The organism is Phenylobacterium sp. (assembly GCF_965229015.1).
Classification (GTDB): domain Bacteria; phylum Pseudomonadota; class Alphaproteobacteria; order Caulobacterales; family Caulobacteraceae; genus Phenylobacterium.
On sequence record NZ_CBDDIM010000001.1, the window covers coordinates 2,736,439 to 2,752,486 of the forward strand.

Here is a 16,048-nt window from a genome sequence, read left to right on the forward strand (position 1 = left end):
AACGCCTGAGTCCCGCATGACCGCCATCCGCATCCTCGGCCTCGATCCCGGCCTGCGCCGCACCGGGTGGGGCGTGATCGAGATCGAAGGGGCGCGGCTGACCCACGTGGCCCACGGCGTCATCGCCCCGAAGGACACCGCGCCATTCGCGGACCGCCTGCTGGCCCTGTTCGAGGGCATCAGCGAGGTCGTCGCCTTGCACGGCCCGCACGAGGCGGCGGTGGAGGAGACCTTCATGAACAACAACGCCGCCTCGGCCCTGAAGCTCGGCCACGCCAGGGCCATGGCCCTGGTGGTCCCGGCCCGGGCCGGCCTGCCGGTGGCCGAATACGCCGCCACCGTGGTCAAGAAGGCCGTGGTGGGCACCGGAGCAGCCGACAAGACCCAGGTCGCCTTCATGATCGCCCGGCTGCTGCCCAAGGCCGGCCCCACCACCGCCGACGCCGCCGACGCGCTCGCCGTCGCCATCGCCCACGCCCACGCCCGCAAGGTCCGCAGGCTGGGGGTCGCGGCATGATCGGGCGGCTGCGGGGCCTGGTGGCCGAGGTCGGCGAGGAGGACGCCCTGATCGACGTGGCCGGGGTCGGCTATGTGGTCCGCTGCGGGTCGCGCACCCTCACCCACCTGCCGGCGCTGGGCGAAGAGGCGGTGCTGCACGTCGAGACCCAGTGGTCCGAGGCCACCGGCATGCGGCTCTACGGCTTCCTCGGCCGCGACGAGCGCCGCGCCTTCGTCATCCTGCAATCGATCCAGGGGGTCGGCCCCAAGGCGGCCCTGGGGGTGCTGGACATCCTGTCGCCGGCCGAACTGGCCCAGGCCGCCGCCCGCGAGGACAAGGCCGCCGTGGCCCGCGCCAACGGGGTCGGCCCCAAGCTCGCCCTGCGCATCGTCACCGAGCTGAAGGACAAGCCGCTCACCGACGGCCCGGTGGCCGCCTTCCACGCCACCGCCGCTGCCCCGAGCCCGCCGCCGCCCTCGGCCGCCGGCGAGGCGGTCTCGGCCCTGATGGGGTTGGGCATCGCCGAGGTGAACGCGCGGCGCGTCGTCGAACAGGCCGCCCTGCGCCTGGGGGATGAGGCCACCGTCCAGGCCCTGATCAAGGCTGGCCTGCAGGAGCTGGGGCGTTGACCCGCCTGGTTTCGGGCGAGGAAGCCCCGCTGGAGAGCCATGACAAGGCCCTGCGGCCCCAGACCCTGTCCGAATTCGTCGGCCAGGAGCAGGCCAAGGGCAATCTCTCGGTCTTCATCGAGGCGGCCAAGGCCCGCGAGGAGGCCCTGGACCACGTCCTGCTGTTCGGTCCGCCGGGCCTCGGCAAGACCACCCTGGCCCAGATCGTCGCCCGCGAGCTGGGGGTGAACTTCCGCGCCACCTCCGGCCCGGTCCTGGCCAAGGCCGGCGACCTTGCGGCGATCCTCACCAATCTCGAGCCCCGCGACGTCCTGTTCATCGACGAGATCCACCGCCTGCCGGCCAATGTGGAGGAGATCCTCTATCCGGCCATGGAGGACCACGTCCTGGACCTGATCATCGGCGATGGCCCCTCGGCCCGCTCGATCCGCATCGATCTCGCCCCCTTTACCCTGGTGGCGGCCACGACCCGGGCCGGCCTGCTGGCCACCCCGCTTCGCGACCGCTTCGGCATTCCCCTGCGCCTGGAATTCTACACCCACCCCGAGCTGCAGAAGGTGCTGACCCAGGCGGCGCGCAAGATGAACCTGGAGCTGTCGCCCGACGGCGCCCTGGAGATCGCCGCCCGGGCCCGGGGCACGCCCCGGGTGGCCGGGCGCCTGCTGCGCCGGGTCCGCGACTTCGCCGCCGCCGACGGCGCGACCCTGATCGATCGCAAGGTCGCCGCCAAGGCGCTCGCCCGCCTCGACGTCGACGAGGCCGGCCTGGACGCCCTCGACCGCCGCTACCTGCGCGCCCTGATCGAGAACTATGGCGGCGGCCCGGCCGGGGTGGAGACCCTGGCCTACGCCATCGCCGAGGCCCGCGACGCGGTGGAGGACGTGATCGAGCCCTATCTGCTGCAGCAGGGCTTCATCCAGCGCACGCCGCGGGGCCGCATGATCTGCGCCAAGGCCTACGCCCATATCGGCCTCACGCCGCCGCCGCAGATCCAGGCCGGCGGCCAGGCCGGGCTGTTCGAGGACGAATAGCGCTCTTCCTCTCCCCCAAAGACGTGGGGAGAGGAGAGTCTCCTCGACCGCCTCGCACCCATCCGGGCATAAGGGGGCGATGCGAACCCTTTCCCTGATCCTGCTGGGCGCCGTGCTCTGGTTCGTCGCGGCGGCCTTCATCCGGCTGACCCTGCCCTTCGGCCTGTTCAGCGGCGGTCCTGTCACCCTGGCCCTGTTCGGGATCACCGCCCTGATGTCGCCGGTGCTGGTGAGCGTGGTCCACAGGATCACCTCCGGCGGCCCCGCGCCGCGCCTGCCCACCGCGGCCATCCTCTGCACGGTCGGCGTCCTGCTGGATGCGCTGGCCATGGTCTGGTCGCCGGAGCTCTACGCGGCCAATCCCGCTCGCCTGGTAGGCGGCGCGGCCTGGCTCCTGTTCGGGGTCGGCGCCATCCTGACCGCGGCCATGCTGCAGGACCGTCCCCGATGACCGAACCCTATGCCGGCGAGATCGTCGGCCGGGAGCACCAGCTTCCGGTGCGCATCTACTACGAGGACACCGACTTCACCGGCGTCGTCTATCATGGCCAGTACGTGCGGTTCTTCGAGCGCGGCCGCAGCGACTTCCTGCGGGTGGCCGGCATCGGCCACGCACAGCTGCTGGAGCGCCCGGACCCCGCCGCCTTCACCGTCGTGCGGCTGGAACTGGACTTCAAGGCGCCGGCCCGCATCGACGACGCCCTGCTGGTGCGCACCACCTACGACCGCATGGCGGGCCCGCGACTGTTCATCAACCAGAAGATCACCCGCGGCGAGCAGGTGATTGCGCAGGCGGTCGTCGAGGCCGCCTGTATCGATCTCGCAGGACGGCCGCGAAAGCCGCCCAAGGAACTCATAGCGACGCTCAGGCCCCTTTTTTGCTAGAGCGCGATAGCCGAAAGTGGAATCCCGGTTTCGGCGGCCATCGCGCTCTAGACTAAAAGTGGTCAGAAATGTCCGTTTCAAAGAGAAACGGACATTTCTTGAGCGGCTTGGCCTTAAGTTCGACACCGCGCCGTTCCAAGCCAATCCTGGCCGGACGCAAACCACGGAGCCCAGGCCGCATGGACCCCGCAGTCCCCGCCGCGATCACGCCCGAGACCTTCTCCTTCATCGCCCTCTTCCTGCGCGCCGACTGGGTCGTGAAGACCGTGATGGCGGGCCTGGCCCTGTCCTCGCTCTGGTCCTGGACGGTGATCATCGACAAGTTCTTCCGCTTCTCGGTGCTGAACGGCCAGGCGGACCGGTTCGAGAATCAGGTCTCCTCCGGCCGCAGCCTGGAGGACATCGCCCAGGAGGCCGGCGAGCGGCCCAAGCACGCCCTGCCCCGCATGCTGCAGGGCGCCCTGCGCGAGTGGCGTGACGCCCGGGCCAAGGGCCTGGCCACCGACACCCAGGCCGCCTTCCTGATCCAGCGCATCGACCGGGTGCTGGACACCACCATCGCCCGCGAGGCCCAGCGGGTGGAGGACGGGCTCGGCTCGCTCGCCATCGTCGCCACCGCCTCGCCCTTCATCGGCCTGTTCGGCACCGTCTGGGGGATCATGCACGCCTTCCAGGAGATCGCGATCCAGAAGAACACCAACCTGGCCGTGGTCGCCCCCTCCATCGCCGAGGCCCTGTTCGCCACCGCCATCGGCCTGATCAGCGCGATTCCCGCCTATATCGCCTACAACAAGTTCTCCACCGACGCCTCGCGCTACACCGCCCGCCTGGAGGGCTTCGCCGACGACCTGTCCACCGCCATCCAGCGGCGGCTGGCGGACCGGACCTAGGGCCATGGCGATCTCGAGCCACGACGCCTTCTCGGCCTCCGGCGGCAGCCGCAGGCGCCGTCGCGGCGGTCGCCGCGGCGCGCTCTCGGAGATCAACGTCACCCCCCTGGTGGACGTGATGCTGGTGCTGCTGATCGTCTTCATGATCTCCGCCCCCCTGCTGACCGTGGGCGTCCCCGTGGAGCTGCCCAAGACCGAGGCCGGCGCCATGGAGGACCAGTCCGAGCCGCTCACCGTCTCCATCCGCGCCGACGGCTCGCTGTTCGTCCAGGAGGACCCCGTCCCCTTCGCGGGGCTCGCCCCGCGCCTGCGGGCCATGTCCGGCGACGTCACCGCCAAGCCGATCTATGTGCGGGCCGACGGCCGGGCCTCCTATGCGGTGGTGGCCCAGGTGATGGCCGCCCTGTCGACCTCGGGCTTCAAGTCGATCAACCTCATCACCGACACCGGCGGCCCCTCTTCCGGCGGGACCCCCGCCCCGGACGCCCCGGGGACCTGAGGCCGGCATGACGCGCACCCGGTCGGATTTCTCCGCGGCCATGCTCGCCTCCCTGCTGCTGCACGGCGGGGTGCTGGTGGCCGCCCTGATCTCCTGGCCATGGCAGAAGCAGCTTCCGGCCGGCACCACCGTGCCGGTCAACATCATCTCCAACGCCACCTATACCGACCTGCGCGCCGCGGCCCAGGCCGCCCAGGAGCAGACCGCCGCCACCGAGGCGCCTGTCCCCGACGCCCCGCCCGAACCCGCCCTCGAAACGCCGGCGCCCGAGCCGGTTCCCCCCGCGCCCCAGCCCGCGCCCACCCCCGCCAAGGCGCCGGCCGCGGCCAAGCCCACCGTCGATCCCGCCGCCAAGGGCCAGCAGAAGCCCGCCCCCGCCAAGCCCCAGAAGGCCCTGGACCTCGACGCCCTGTCGGCCAGCATCGCCAAGAGCCGCCCCTCCGGCGGCAAGGCCTCGTCGGCCGCCCAGGGTCCGGCCCGCCAGGAGACCGCGCGCGAGGCCCGGCCCTCAGCCGGCGCCGGCAAGGGGGTCTCGGCCAGCGCGCTCGCCGGTCTGGTCTCGGAGCTGCAGCGCCGCTGGAACCCCAATTGCGAGGTCGAGGGCGGCCGCGACGTCCGCGTCCGGGTGACCTTCACCCTGTCGGCCGGCGGCCAGGTGGTCGGCCCGGTGGAGGCCGGCGGCCAGGAGAATTCGTCCAACCCCGTGGTCCGGGCCGCCGCCGAGCGCGCCATCCGCGCCGTGCGCCAGGCCGCGGCCGAGAAGTCCCTGCCCCGCGAGGTCTACGGCCAGGCCTGGGCCCCCACCTTCAACGCCCAGGAAGCCTGCCGATGAGCGCCCCCAAGGAGACCCGTCCCATGCGACTGAAGGCCCTCTGCCTGGCGATCGCCAGCCTGTTGCTCGCCTCCGCGTCCCTGGTCACACCGGCCCAGGCCCAGATCGAGATCGACGTGAACAAGGGCGACGTCCAGCCCTTGCCCATCGCCGTCCCGGCCTTCGGCGGAACCCGCGGCGCCGACATCGCCCAGGTCATCACCGGCAACCTGGAACGCTCGGGGCTGTTCGCCCCCATCAATCCCGCCGCCTTCATCGAGAAGGGCCTGGACGTGGCCGTCCAGCCGCGCTTCCCCGACTGGAAGGCGATCAACGCCCAGGCCCTGGTCAACGGCCAGGTGACTGTAGAGGGCGGCCGCCTGCGGGTCGATTTCCGGCTGTGGGACGTCTATTCCGAGCAGCAGCTGCTGGGCCTGCAGTTCACCTCCACCCCGGAGAACTGGCGCCGCGTCGCCCACAAGATCTCCGACGCCGTCTATGAGCGGCTGACCGGGGAGAAGGGCTATTTCGACACCCGCATCGTCTTCGTCTCGGAGACCGGGGGGCGTCTGAACCGCACCAAGACCCTGGCCATCATGGACCAGGACGGGGCCAATCCCAGCTATCTGACCGACGGCTCCTACATCGTCATGTCGCCCAGGTTCTCCGCCACCAGCCAGGAGATCACCTACATGACCCTGCGGCCGGAGGGCTCGGCCATCTACCTGTTCAACCTGGAGACCGCGCGGCGCGAAAGCATCGGCCAGTTCCCGGGCATGGTCTATGCGCCGCGCTTCTCCCCCGACGGCGGCCGCGTGGCCTTCTCCGTCGAGCGGGGCGGCAACAGCGACATCTATGTGATGAACCTCAAGAGCCGCACCTCGGCGCGCCTGACCTCCGACCCCGGGATCGACACCTCGGCCTCCTTCTCGCCGGATGGGACCAAGATCGTCTTCAACTCCGACCGCGGCGGCTCGCCCCAGCTCTACATCATGAATTCCGACGGCTCGGGCGTCCGTCGCATTTCTTATGGATCGGGGCGCTATACCACCCCGGTCTGGAGCCCGGTGGGGGACTTCATCGCCTTCACCAAGCAGACGGGGGGCGAGTTCCACATCGGCGTCATGCGGCCGGACGGTTCGGATGAGCGGCTTTTGACCACCAGCTACCTGGATGAAAGCCCCACCTGGGCGCCGAACGGGCGGGTGTTGATGTTCAGCCGGGAAACGCAGGGCGGACCTCCGCGTTTGTGGACGGTGGATGTAACAGGTCGAATCCTGCGCGCGGCGCCCTATCCGGGTTCCGGGTCAGACCCAGCCTGGTCTCCTCTGCTCAACTGATGAGAGAATTCAGGTGTAACCTTTCCGTAGTGGCGGTCATTTGAATGTCCGGCAGATGGAAATGCAGGTAGAGTTTAGGAAATGGCGCGGTTGGCGCCGGCGAAACCCAGCTTAAGGAGAAGCCCGACATGAGCTTCAGCACCAAGCACGCCCTTCGACTGGCGCTTGTCACCACGGCGGCTCTGTCCATGGCCGCCTGCGCCAGCCGTCCCAAGCCCGGCCCGACGCCCGGCCCGGGTCCCGGCCCCGGCTATCCGTCGCAACCGGGCCCCGGCCCGAGCACGGGCAATGTGGTCCCCGGCTCGATCCAGGACTTCGTGATCAATATCGGCGACCGGGTCTATTTCGACTTCGACCGCTACGACATCCGCTCCGACGCCAGCCCGGTGCTGGACGCCCAGGCCCAGTGGCTGGTGCGCTATCCCAGCGTCGCGGTCCGGATCGAAGGCAACGCCGACGAACGCGGCACCCGCGAATACAACCTGGCGCTCGGCGCCCGCCGCGCCAACTCGGTGCGGGAATATCTGGTGAGCCGCGGCGTCTCGCCGGCGCGGATCTCCACCGTGTCCTTCGGCAAGGAACGCCCGATCGATCCGGGCACCAGCGAAGAGGCCTACCAGCGCAACCGGAACGGCCACACGGCCATCACCGGCGGCGCGCGCTAAGGCGCACCACAGTTCGAGGAGAGTGCGAGAGGGGCCCCCGATGCGGGGCCCCTCTTTGCGTTCTGGACTAATCCTGTGGACGGGCCCCAATTTGGCCCACCCGACCTGAAGATGATGACCGCATGACCCTTCGCCGCCTCGCCCTCGCATCCGCCGCCGTCCTCACCCTGGCGACCCCCGCCTTCGCGCAGACGCCGATCGATCCGCTGGACGCCCGCGACGCCCGTCGCCTGGACCGCATGGAGCAGGTGATGCGCGAGCTGCGCTCCATCGTCTTCCAGGGCCGCGACTCCGGAAAGCCGGTGGTCGTCCAGCCCGCCGAGACCGACTACCAGCTCCAGGAACTGACCCGCCGCATCGCCGATCTGGAACAGGCCCTGACCCGGGTGAACGGCCAGCTGGAGACCACCAGCCACGACCTCGAACAGGCCAAGCGCGACACCGAAGCCCTGAAGCGGGACAACAAGGCCCTGACCGACCGCCTCGGCGGGGTCGAGCAGCGCCAGGCCGCGCCGGCGCCCGAGGGCCCCGCCCCCGACCTCGCCGGTGGGGCGACGGTGGCGGCCGGACCGGCCCCCACCGCGTCGGAGGCCTTCACGGCGGCCCGCCAGCTGATGCTCAGCGGCGACTACACCGGCGCCGAGGGCGCCTTCCGCGACTATGTCGACCGCTATGACGACAGCGCCAAGGCGCCGGAGGCCCGCTACTGGCTGGGCAAGACCCTGTCGGCCCGCGCCGCCCACGCCGACGCCGCCCAGGCCTATATCGGCGCCATCCGCGGCTGGCCCGCCACCAGCTGGGCGCCCGACGCCACGGTGGAGCTGGCCCGCGCCCTGGTGGCGCTGAAGAAGCCCGCCGACGCCTGCCAGATCCTGGGCGAGTTCGACCGCCGCTATCCCAAGGCCGCCGCCGCCGTGAAGGGCCGCGCCGCCGCCGCCCGGACCCAGGCCAAGTGCGCGGCCTAGAGGCCGTCGTCCGAGAGGCTCTCGACCGCCATCTGCTGAGCGCGAGCGCCGCGCCGATCGCCGTGGCCCTGTCCGGCGGCGGAGATTCCCTGGCCCTGGCCCTGATCGCCGCCGACTGGGCCAAGGCCCATGGCCGGTCGCTGCTCATCCTGACCGTGGATCACCGCCTGCGCGCCGAGAGCGCGGCCTGGACGCAGGCCTGCGCGGCCACAGCCCACCGCCTCGGCGCCGGCTTCCGGGCGCTCGCCTGGGAGGGGGAGAAGCCCGCGACCGGCCTGCCCGCCGCGGCGCGGATCGCCCGCCACCGCCTGATCGCCGACGCCGCCCGGGAGGCCGGGGCCAAGGTGGTCCTGATGGGCCACACCGCCAGCGACCGCCTCGAGGCCGCGGCGATGCGGGAGACGGGCGCCACCACCCCCAGCCCGCGTGAGTGGAGTCCCTCGCCGTCCTGGCCGGAGGGCCGGGGCGTCTTCCTGCTGCGTCCCCTGCTCAGCCAGACCCGCGCCCACCTCCGCGCCTGGCTCAGCGAGCGTGGCGAGACCTGGATCGACGACCCCGCCAACGACGACCACCGCTTCGCCCGCGCCCGCGCCCGCGCCGCCCTCACCGGCGACGAGGTCGACGAGGCCGCGCTCGCCGGAAGCCTCGCCGAACTGGCCCGGGCGGCCGCAGACCTCGCCGGCGGACTGGTCCTGCCGCGCAGCGCGCTCGCGGGGGCGCCACAGGCCTTCTTCGCCGCCGCCTGCCTCTGCGCGGCTGGAACAACCCGCCCGCCGCGGGGCGCCCGGCTGGGGCGCCTGGCGGCCGCCCTGGCGCGCGAGGCGCCCGGCGCCGCGACCCTGGCCGGCGCACGCATCGAGGCCGACCGGACACAGGTCCGATTCCTGCGCGAGCCCGGGGAGGCCCGGCGGGGCGGGCTCGCGCCCCTGGACCTGGCCGCGGGGGCGACGGGCGTCTGGGATGGCCGCTTCGAGATCGTCACGACGCGGGCGGTCCGGGTTCAGGCCCTGACAGGCCACGCGGCGAGCCTGTCGCCCGCCGCGCGCGCGGCCCTGCTCGTCTTGCCGGCCGGCGCGCGGGGCGCCCTGCCATTCATCGCGGGCGAAGGCTCGCCGCTGCTGACCGCGACCGCCGGGATATCGGTCAGGCCGCTGGCCCTGGACCGGCTGCGGGCCGCCTGCGGCGCCGTCGATCGGGAACCGGCCTAGCCGAGGCCCCACTCGGCCTGATATGAACCTTCTGCGGCCACCACCGGCCGGAACCCGAGACAAGGAAGGAGATCGTCATGCGTCAGACCGCCGACCTTCAACCTTCAATTTCGGGTTTCAATGGACCTATTCAAATGGCTGGCGCGAGTCCTCGCGCCTAGGCGTCGTCGCGCGCCTCAGCAGGACCGCGCCCTCATCCGGCGCCGACTGTCCGGAAGACTATCGGCTCATCTGCAGAAGGACGTCGGGGTCGAAGATCCCCTCGACTGAGGACAGGCCCGCGGCCGCGAGGCCGCGGGCTAACCGTCCGCCATCACGTGTTCGATCCCGACGATGATCGGGTCGGCGAACCGCTTGCCCAGCAGGGTGGAGTGGTTGGCCCCGGCGATGTCGACCACATAGCCCCGCGCCGAGGCGTGGGCGGGCGCCGCCTGGATGGCCTTCAGCCGGGCCGGCAGCCGCGTTCCGCCGGCGTTCACCACCGCCACCGGCAGGCTGGGGTCATAATGTCCGATCTCGCGCCCCTGGGCCGAGGTGGCCGCCCAGTGGGCCACCTCCTCCGCCGACCAGTGGGCGTGACTGGCCAGGCCGTAGATGCGCCGCTTCTCTGTGGAGGCCTCGCCCTCCAGGCCGATCTTGTCGCCCACCACCAGGGCGAAGGGCTTCATGAAGCCGATTCCCGACCAGCGGCCCACCAGCTTCATGGCCCGCCGGAAGCCATGGATGGCGCGCGCGGCGGCGGGGCTCTCGATGGTCTCCGGGGTGACGGCGTCCACCAGCACGACGCCGGTGACCCGGTCGCGGTTGCGTCCGACGAAGACCCGCAGCAGCAGGCCGCCCATGGAATGGCCTACCAGGATCAGGGGCCCGGTCTCGCCCAGATGGGCCAGCAGCGCCTCCAGGTCGGCGGCGATGGCCCGCCCGTCGCGGGGGCGGGGGCCGGGATCGGAATAGCCCAGTCCCGCCCGGTCATAGGCCAGGCTGCGCAGGCCCTTCTCCGCCAGGCGCTGCTGCACCACGGCCCAGTCGGCGGCGCAGCCGAAGGCGCCGCACTCCAGGACGATCAGGGGCTCGGCCGAGGCGTCCCCGGCCCGGACCACGCGCAGCCGCCGCCCGCCGATATCGACGAGGGCGCCGCGCGTGGGATGGAATCCGGCCTTGGCCATGGGCGAGACTTAGGAGTCCCGCCCGGTCAGGCGCAAGGCCGGTTTGCGGCTATTTCCAGACGACCGTCTGGGGCGCCTCGGAAGACCCGTAGTCGATCTCCACCCGGGTCACCGCCTTTGCGCCCGCCGGGACGTCGAAGGGCGCCCGCGCGGTGGTGGGCTTGAGGGCCACCGGCGCGCCGCCGTCGAAGCTGACCCGGACGTTGCGCACCCCGGTCTCCGGGTTGGCGAGGAACTTGGGTTGGTCGGCCGCAGTCCCCGTCTCGGTGACCACGAAGAAGCGCTTGGTCTGGCTGGCGCCGGCGTACCACATGATGTTGAGCTGCTGGCCGCCGACCCGCCAGTTGGGAGTCATGGCCACCTTGGCCGTCGAGCCCTTGGTCTTGATCTCGACGCTCTGGGCCGGAAGGATGCCGTGGGCGCCCTCGGCCATGGAGAGCGCCAGGGCCGGGGGACCGGCCGGGGCCGCGGGTTCGCTCTTCCCGCAGGCGGCGAGCGAAGCACTCAGTAGAAGGACGGACGCGAGCGCAAGCCCGCTAAAGCCTGAACGCATGGGTCGTTTCCTCGTTTTTTATGACACGAGGATGGGCACAAGCTTGGCCGTGCCACAAGGCCGTGCGCCGGAGCCTTACTGGGGTTAGGTTCTCGGCCGCGCGAAGAGGGATTCGACCATGCTGCGGCTGATTCTGGCGGTGATTCTCGGGCCCCTGATCGGCCTGGTGGTGCTGGGGGTCGTCGACGGGGCGGCCAACATGATCTTCCCGCCGCCGCCCGGCGTGAACCTGACCGATCCGGCCGCTATCCGCGCGGCCACCGCGGTCCTGCCCTTCGGCGCCCAGGTCGGCACCATCCTGGCCTGGCTGCTGGGGGCCCTGGCCGCCGCCTGGAGCGCCAACCTGATCGCCGGACGCCGGGCGCTGGCCGGCCGCATCGTCAGCGGCCTGTTCCTGGCCTTCGCGGCCTGGACCCTGGTGACCACCGGCTATCCGCTGTGGACGCGGGCGGGTCTGGTGATCGCGGTGCTGGTGGCGGCGGTCGCGGCGGACCGCGCCTCGGGAAAGCCGAGACTCTAGCTGTTGAACCGCAGGGTCTGGCGGACCTTGCCGCCCTTGCCCTTCTTGCCCTTGGCGGCCTTGGCCTCCATCAGCGCCTTCTTGCTCTCCGGGATCTCGGAGACATAGGCGATGCGCACGCGGGGCGAGACATAGGCGCCCAGCTTCAGGGGCAGGTCGGCCACGGTGGCGAACTCGCGGTTCATGAACACCAGGGGATTGAGCGGCTTGTCATCCTGGCGGATCTCGAAGTGGACGTGCGGCCCGGTGGAGGTGCCGCTGGAGCCCATACGGCCGATCGGCTTGCCGGCCTCGACATAGGCGCCCTTGCGGGCCACGCGTTCGATCTTGCCCAGGTGGGCGTAGAAGCTGGTGAGGCCGACCCCGTGCTCGATCTCGACATAGCGCCCGTAGGAGGGGCTCTCGCCCGCGCGGACCACGATGCCGTCGGCCACGGCCACGACCTTGGTCCCGGTGGGGCCGGCAATGTCGACCCCCTCGTGGAGACGGCCATGGTCTTCCCAGGGCAGGCGGCGCAGGCCGAAGGGGGAGTTGATCAGTTGTCCGGGCACGGGATTGCCGCACTCGAACACCGGGGGCGGTGGCGCGGGTTCGACGGCCGGCGCGGCGGGCGCGGCCGGCGCCGAGGCCACGGGCTTCTGCTTGACGTCGGGCAAGGCGGCGTAGGCGACGGTGACCGCGGCCAGGCCCAGCACCACCGCGGCGGCGGTCTCCAGACCGAAATGGCGCACGCGATCGGTCGCCGACGAGGACTTCGAACTCAAACGGAACCTCTTCCAGTAAAGTCGAGCTTTAAACTCGTCCGCTAGAGGTTATGCGGACAGCCTCGACGATTTCCCACGGATGTGCGCGGGCTAGATGCCGGGTCTTTGGGACGAAAAGACGGCAGGGTTAATGGAATACCTTTGACCTATTGTCGCGGCGTCGAACGAAGCGCCACCATAGAGTCGACTGGTAAACGGTGTTCTTACGGGCCTGCGACAAAATGGCAGGCAGGGGGCCGCCGGGTCTGGGCGTGACTCCGGCGGCGGCCTCGGGCGTCAGAGCGCCTTGAGGATTCCCTCGACCATCTTCTTGGCGTCCCCGAACAGCATCATGGTGTTGTCGCGGAAGAAGAGTTCGTTCTCGACCCCGGCATAGCCGGAGCTCATGCCGCGCTTCACGAAGAGGACCGTACGGGCCTTCTCGACGTCCAGGATCGGCATGCCGTAGATGGCGCTGGAGGGGTCGGTCTTGGCGGCCGGGTTGGTGACGTCGTTGGCGCCGATCACGAAGGCCACGTCGGCGGTGGGGAACTCGGCGTTGATGTCCTCCAGCTCGAAGACCTCGTCATAGGGGACGTTGGCCTCGGCCAGCAGCACGTTCATGTGGCCCGGCATGCGGCCGGCGACGGGGTGGATGGCGTACTTCACCTCGACGCCCTCCTCCTTCAGCTTGTCCCCCATCTCGCGCAGCGCATGCTGGGCCTGGCTGACGGCCATGCCGTAGCCGGGGACGATGATCACCTTGCTGGCATTCTTCATGATGAAGGCCGCGTCGTCGGCCGAGCCCTGCTTGACCGGCCGGGTCTCGACCTTGCCGCCGGAAGCCGCGGCCGCGTCGTCGGCCCCGAACCCGCCCAGGATCACGGAGATGAAGCTGCGGTTCATCGCCTTGCACATGATGTAGCTGAGGATCGCCCCGGACGAGCCCACCAGGGCCCCGGTGATGATCAGGGTGACGTTCTCCAGCGTGAAGCCAAGCGCCGCCGCCGCCCAGCCGGAATAGCTGTTGAGCATGGACACGACGACGGGCATGTCGGCGCCGCCGATGGGGATGATCAGTGTGATCCCGATCAGCAGGCTGAGGCCGGCTATGGCCCAGAAGGCCCAGATCGCCTGGCCGCCGCTCATCACCAGCACCACCACCAGGGCGACGATGGCCAGCGCGATGACGATGTTCAGCAGGTGGCGGGCCGGCAGCAGGATCGGCGCGCCGCTCATGTTGCCGTTCAGCTTCAGCGCCGCGATGATCGAGCCGGTCAGGGTCACGGCCCCGATGGCCAAGCCGAGGGACAGCTCCACCAGGGAGTTGAGGTGGATCTGGCCGTTCTCGCCGAGGATGCCGTAGGCGGCCGGCGTATAGATGGCGGCGACCGCCACCAGGCAGGCCGCGGCCCCCACCAGGCTGTGGAAGGTGGCCACCAGCTGCGGCATGGAGGTCATGGCGACCCGGCGCGCGATCACCGCACCCACCGTGCCGCCGATGGCGACGCCGCCGACGATGAGGCCAAGCGTGATGGTGTCGAGCGCCTGTTGCCCCCAGAGGGTCAGCAGGGTGGTGCCCACCGCGATGGCCATGCCGATCATGCCGTTGCGGTTGCCCGCCTGGCTGGTGGTGGGGCTGGACAGGCCGCGCAGGGCCAGGATGAAGAGGACGCCCGAGACGATATAGGCGATGGCCGCGAGGTTTGCGTTCACTTCGCGGCTTCCTTCTTCACGGGGTCTTTTTTCTTGTACATCGCCAGCATGCGCTGGGTGACCAGGAAGCCGCCGAAGATGTTCACGGCGGCGAAGGCTGCGGCGACAGCGCCGGCCCCCTTGGAGATCAGGACCGTGCCGGTGAGGCCGGCCTCGGGCGCGCCGTGGGCGGCGGCGGCCAGCAGGGCGCCGACGATGATCACCGAGGAGATGGCGTTGGTCACCGCCATCAGCGGGGTGTGCAGGGCGGGCGTCACGCTCCAGACGACGTAGTAGCCGACGAAGATCGCCAGCACGAAGATCGCCAGGCGGAAGACTGTGGGGTCGACGGCTTCCATCGTTTCCTCCTTGGGAGCTCTAGCTTTGCAGCGAGGGGTGGACGACCGCGCCGCCCTGGGTGACCAGGGCCGCCTTGAGGATCTCGTCCTCCAGGTCGGGGGCGAGCTTGCCCTCCTTGTCCAGCAGCAGGCCGGCGAAGGCCATCAGGTTGCGGGCATAGAGGGCCGAGGCGTCGGTGGCGATGCGGCCGGGCAGGTTGGCGATCCCGAGGATCTTGGCGCCGTTGGCGGTGACCGCCACCTCGCCTAACTTGGCGCCGACGACATTGCCGCCCTGCTCGATGGCCAGGTCCACGAGGATCGAGCCCGGGCGCATGGAGGCCACCTGCTCGGCGCTCACCAGCTTGGGCGCCGGCCGGCCGGGGATCAGGGCGGTGGTGATGACGATGTCCTGCTTGGCGATGTGGCTGGAGACCAGGGCCGCCTGCTTGGCCTGGTACTCGGCGCTCATCTCCTTGGCGTAGCCGCCGGCGGTCTGGGCGTTCTTGAACTCCTCGTCCTCGACGGCCAGGAACTTGGCGCCGAGGCTCTCGACCTGTTCCTTGGTGGCGGGGCGGACGTCGGTGGCGGTGACCACAGCGCCGAGACGCCGGGCCGTGGCGATGGCCTGCAGGCCGGCGACGCCCACCCCCATCACGAAGACCTTGGCCGCGGCGACGGTGCCGGCGGCGGTCATCATCATCGGCATGGCCCGGCCATAGGCCTCGGCGGCCTCGATCACCGCGCGGTAGCCGGCGAGGTTGGCCTGGGAGGACAGGGCGTCCATGACCTGGGCGCGGGTGATCCGCGGCACGAACTCCATGGCGAAGGCGGTGGCGCCCTTGGCGGCCAGCGCCTTCAGGGCGTCCTTGTCCATGTGCGGGTTGAGCAGGGCCACGACGATGGCCCCGGACTTCAGGGTCGCGACCTCGGCGGCCTCGGGCGCACGCACCTTGAACAGGATGTCGGCCTTGCCGATGGCGGCCTTGGCGTCCTTGGCGATCTCCGCCCCGGCGGCCTGGTAGTCGGCGTCGGGATAGGACGCGGCGGTTCCGGCGCCGGACTCCACCACCACCGAGAAGCCGGCGGCGATCAGTTTCTTGACGGTCTCGGGGACGGCGGCGACGCGGGTCTCGCCGGCGCGGCGTTCGGTCGTGACGGCTATGACGGCCATGCGCCTGTTTCCCCCTGGTCAGCTTTGGGCGGACCATACGGGGGGCACGGTGAGCTTGTCCAGCTATCGACCTGGGATATTCGAACGTCCGTTTGAATGGCGGATACGACTTCAGGCGCGCCGATGAATCGACGCGCCTGACAGGTCATTGCGGAGGGCGCGGCGGGCGCGCAGAGGCGACCCTAGTGGGCGGCTTCGGGCTTTTCGCGCAGGAAGACGACACCCAGGCCGGCCAGGACCGCGGCGCTGATGAAGGCGCCCAGGAAGCCCGCGGGGGTGCAGAACCACAGGACCAGCAGAAGCAGCAGGGCGGCCATCACCAGCGAGCCCCACTTGGTCAGGCCGTTGAACAGATTGAAGGTGGCGACCTGCTCGGAAATGTCCATGTCGCCGCGGTGGTATTCGGAAGCCATAGAAGGGCGTCTCTCAAACTTGGG

General features: G+C 70.6%; 20 protein-coding genes. 13 read left to right on the forward strand and 7 right to left on the reverse strand.

Annotated elements, in window-relative coordinates; translation table 11 throughout:
• The first annotated feature begins 16 nt into the window (after nucleotides 1–16).
• The 12 genes from ruvC (at nucleotide 17) to tilS (ending at nucleotide 9,422) form a co-directional block, all read left to right on the forward strand.
• Complete coding sequence (gene ruvC, locus ACO06I_RS13780) at nucleotides 17–517, forward strand: crossover junction endodeoxyribonuclease RuvC (RefSeq protein WP_421933135.1); 501 nt, start codon at nucleotides 17–19, stop codon at nucleotides 515–517.
• Nucleotides 514–1,128, forward strand: a complete 615-nt coding sequence (gene ruvA, locus ACO06I_RS13785) for a Holliday junction branch migration protein RuvA (RefSeq protein WP_421933136.1) — start codon at nucleotides 514–516, stop codon at nucleotides 1,126–1,128. The genes ruvC and ruvA overlap by 4 nt, the downstream gene beginning before the upstream one ends.
• Nucleotides 1,125–2,159: a Holliday junction branch migration DNA helicase RuvB gene (gene ruvB, locus ACO06I_RS13790; protein ID WP_421933137.1), complete on the forward strand. Its 1,035-nt coding sequence runs from the start codon at nucleotides 1,125–1,127 to the stop codon at nucleotides 2,157–2,159. The genes ruvA and ruvB overlap by 4 nt, the downstream gene beginning before the upstream one ends.
• Before the next feature lie 79 nt (nucleotides 2,160–2,238).
• The gene (locus ACO06I_RS13795) at nucleotides 2,239–2,610 is read left to right on the forward strand and encodes a hypothetical protein (protein WP_421933138.1); all 372 of its coding nucleotides are present in this window, start codon (nucleotides 2,239–2,241) and stop codon (nucleotides 2,608–2,610) included.
• The gene (locus ACO06I_RS13800) at nucleotides 2,607–3,044 is read left to right on the forward strand and encodes a YbgC/FadM family acyl-CoA thioesterase (RefSeq protein WP_421933139.1); all 438 of its coding nucleotides are present in this window, start codon (nucleotides 2,607–2,609) and stop codon (nucleotides 3,042–3,044) included. Before ACO06I_RS13795 ends, ACO06I_RS13800 begins: the two co-directional genes overlap by 4 nt.
• A 179-nt stretch (nucleotides 3,045–3,223) precedes the next feature.
• Nucleotides 3,224–3,934 carry a protein TolQ gene (gene tolQ, locus ACO06I_RS13805; RefSeq protein ID WP_421933140.1) on the forward strand — a complete coding sequence of 237 codons (711 nt, stop codon included), beginning with the start codon at nucleotides 3,224–3,226 and terminating at the stop codon, nucleotides 3,932–3,934.
• A 4-nt stretch (nucleotides 3,935–3,938) separates the two neighbouring features.
• Complete coding sequence (locus tag ACO06I_RS13810; RefSeq protein WP_421933141.1) at nucleotides 3,939–4,433, forward strand: ExbD/TolR family protein; 495 nt, start codon at nucleotides 3,939–3,941, stop codon at nucleotides 4,431–4,433.
• A gap of 7 nt (nucleotides 4,434–4,440) precedes the next feature.
• The gene (locus ACO06I_RS13815; protein WP_421933142.1) at nucleotides 4,441–5,265 is read left to right on the forward strand and encodes an energy transducer TonB; all 825 of its coding nucleotides are present in this window, start codon (nucleotides 4,441–4,443) and stop codon (nucleotides 5,263–5,265) included.
• Between the two features lie 23 nt (nucleotides 5,266–5,288).
• Nucleotides 5,289–6,584, forward strand: a complete 1,296-nt coding sequence (gene tolB / locus ACO06I_RS13820) for a Tol-Pal system beta propeller repeat protein TolB (RefSeq protein ID WP_421933631.1) — start codon at nucleotides 5,289–5,291, stop codon at nucleotides 6,582–6,584.
• A 128-nt stretch (nucleotides 6,585–6,712) separates the two neighbouring features.
• Entirely contained in the window at nucleotides 6,713–7,249 is a 537-nt protein-coding gene (gene pal, locus ACO06I_RS13825; protein ID WP_421933143.1) for a peptidoglycan-associated lipoprotein Pal, read from the forward strand.
• A 122-nt stretch (nucleotides 7,250–7,371) separates the two neighbouring features.
• Nucleotides 7,372–8,214: a tol-pal system protein YbgF gene (ybgF, locus tag ACO06I_RS13830; protein ID WP_421933144.1), complete on the forward strand. Its 843-nt coding sequence runs from the start codon at nucleotides 7,372–7,374 to the stop codon at nucleotides 8,212–8,214.
• Entirely contained in the window at nucleotides 8,202–9,422 is a 1,221-nt protein-coding gene (tilS, locus tag ACO06I_RS13835) for a tRNA lysidine(34) synthetase TilS (protein ID WP_421933145.1), read from the forward strand. Before ybgF ends, tilS begins: the two co-directional genes overlap by 13 nt.
• 299 nt (nucleotides 9,423–9,721) lie before the next feature.
• Here tilS and ACO06I_RS13840 read toward each other — a convergent pair whose 3' ends face one another.
• Both ACO06I_RS13840 and ACO06I_RS13845 read right to left on the reverse strand, forming a co-directional pair.
• A complete protein-coding gene (locus ACO06I_RS13840; RefSeq protein WP_421933146.1) occupies nucleotides 9,722–10,588 on the reverse strand; it encodes an alpha/beta fold hydrolase in 867 nt (288 codons plus the stop codon).
• A gap of 49 nt (nucleotides 10,589–10,637) precedes the next feature.
• Nucleotides 10,638–11,141 carry a hypothetical protein gene (locus tag ACO06I_RS13845; RefSeq protein ID WP_421933147.1) on the reverse strand — a complete coding sequence of 168 codons (504 nt, stop codon included), beginning with the start codon at nucleotides 11,139–11,141 and terminating at the stop codon, nucleotides 10,638–10,640.
• 118 nt (nucleotides 11,142–11,259) lie between these two features.
• Here ACO06I_RS13845 and ACO06I_RS13850 point away from each other — a divergent pair, with 118 nt between their 5' ends.
• Nucleotides 11,260–11,661 carry a hypothetical protein gene (locus ACO06I_RS13850; RefSeq protein ID WP_421933148.1) on the forward strand — a complete coding sequence of 134 codons (402 nt, stop codon included), beginning with the start codon at nucleotides 11,260–11,262 and terminating at the stop codon, nucleotides 11,659–11,661.
• Here ACO06I_RS13850 and ACO06I_RS13855 read toward each other — a convergent pair.
• From ACO06I_RS13855 to ACO06I_RS13875, 5 genes are all read right to left on the reverse strand, one after another.
• Nucleotides 11,658–12,425, reverse strand: a complete 768-nt coding sequence (locus ACO06I_RS13855; RefSeq protein ID WP_421933149.1) for a M23 family metallopeptidase — start codon at nucleotides 12,423–12,425, stop codon at nucleotides 11,658–11,660. The two genes, ACO06I_RS13850 and ACO06I_RS13855, sit on opposite strands and share 4 nt — an antisense overlap.
• Before the next feature lie 276 nt (nucleotides 12,426–12,701).
• Nucleotides 12,702–14,120, reverse strand: coding sequence for an NAD(P)(+) transhydrogenase (Re/Si-specific) subunit beta (locus tag ACO06I_RS13860; RefSeq protein WP_421933150.1), 1,419 nt, complete (start codon nucleotides 14,118–14,120; stop codon nucleotides 12,702–12,704).
• Nucleotides 14,117–14,458 carry a proton-translocating transhydrogenase family protein gene (locus tag ACO06I_RS13865; protein ID WP_421933151.1) on the reverse strand — a complete coding sequence of 114 codons (342 nt, stop codon included), beginning with the start codon at nucleotides 14,456–14,458 and terminating at the stop codon, nucleotides 14,117–14,119. Before ACO06I_RS13865 ends, ACO06I_RS13860 begins: the two co-directional genes overlap by 4 nt.
• Before the next feature lie 19 nt (nucleotides 14,459–14,477).
• On the reverse strand, nucleotides 14,478–15,611 hold the full coding sequence (locus ACO06I_RS13870) for a Re/Si-specific NAD(P)(+) transhydrogenase subunit alpha (RefSeq protein WP_421933152.1): 1,134 nt from the start codon (nucleotides 15,609–15,611) through the stop codon (nucleotides 14,478–14,480).
• 182 nt (nucleotides 15,612–15,793) lie between these two features.
• Complete coding sequence (locus ACO06I_RS13875; protein ID WP_421933153.1) at nucleotides 15,794–16,024, reverse strand: aa3-type cytochrome c oxidase subunit IV; 231 nt, start codon at nucleotides 16,022–16,024, stop codon at nucleotides 15,794–15,796.
• Nucleotides 16,025–16,048 lie beyond the last annotated feature (24 nt).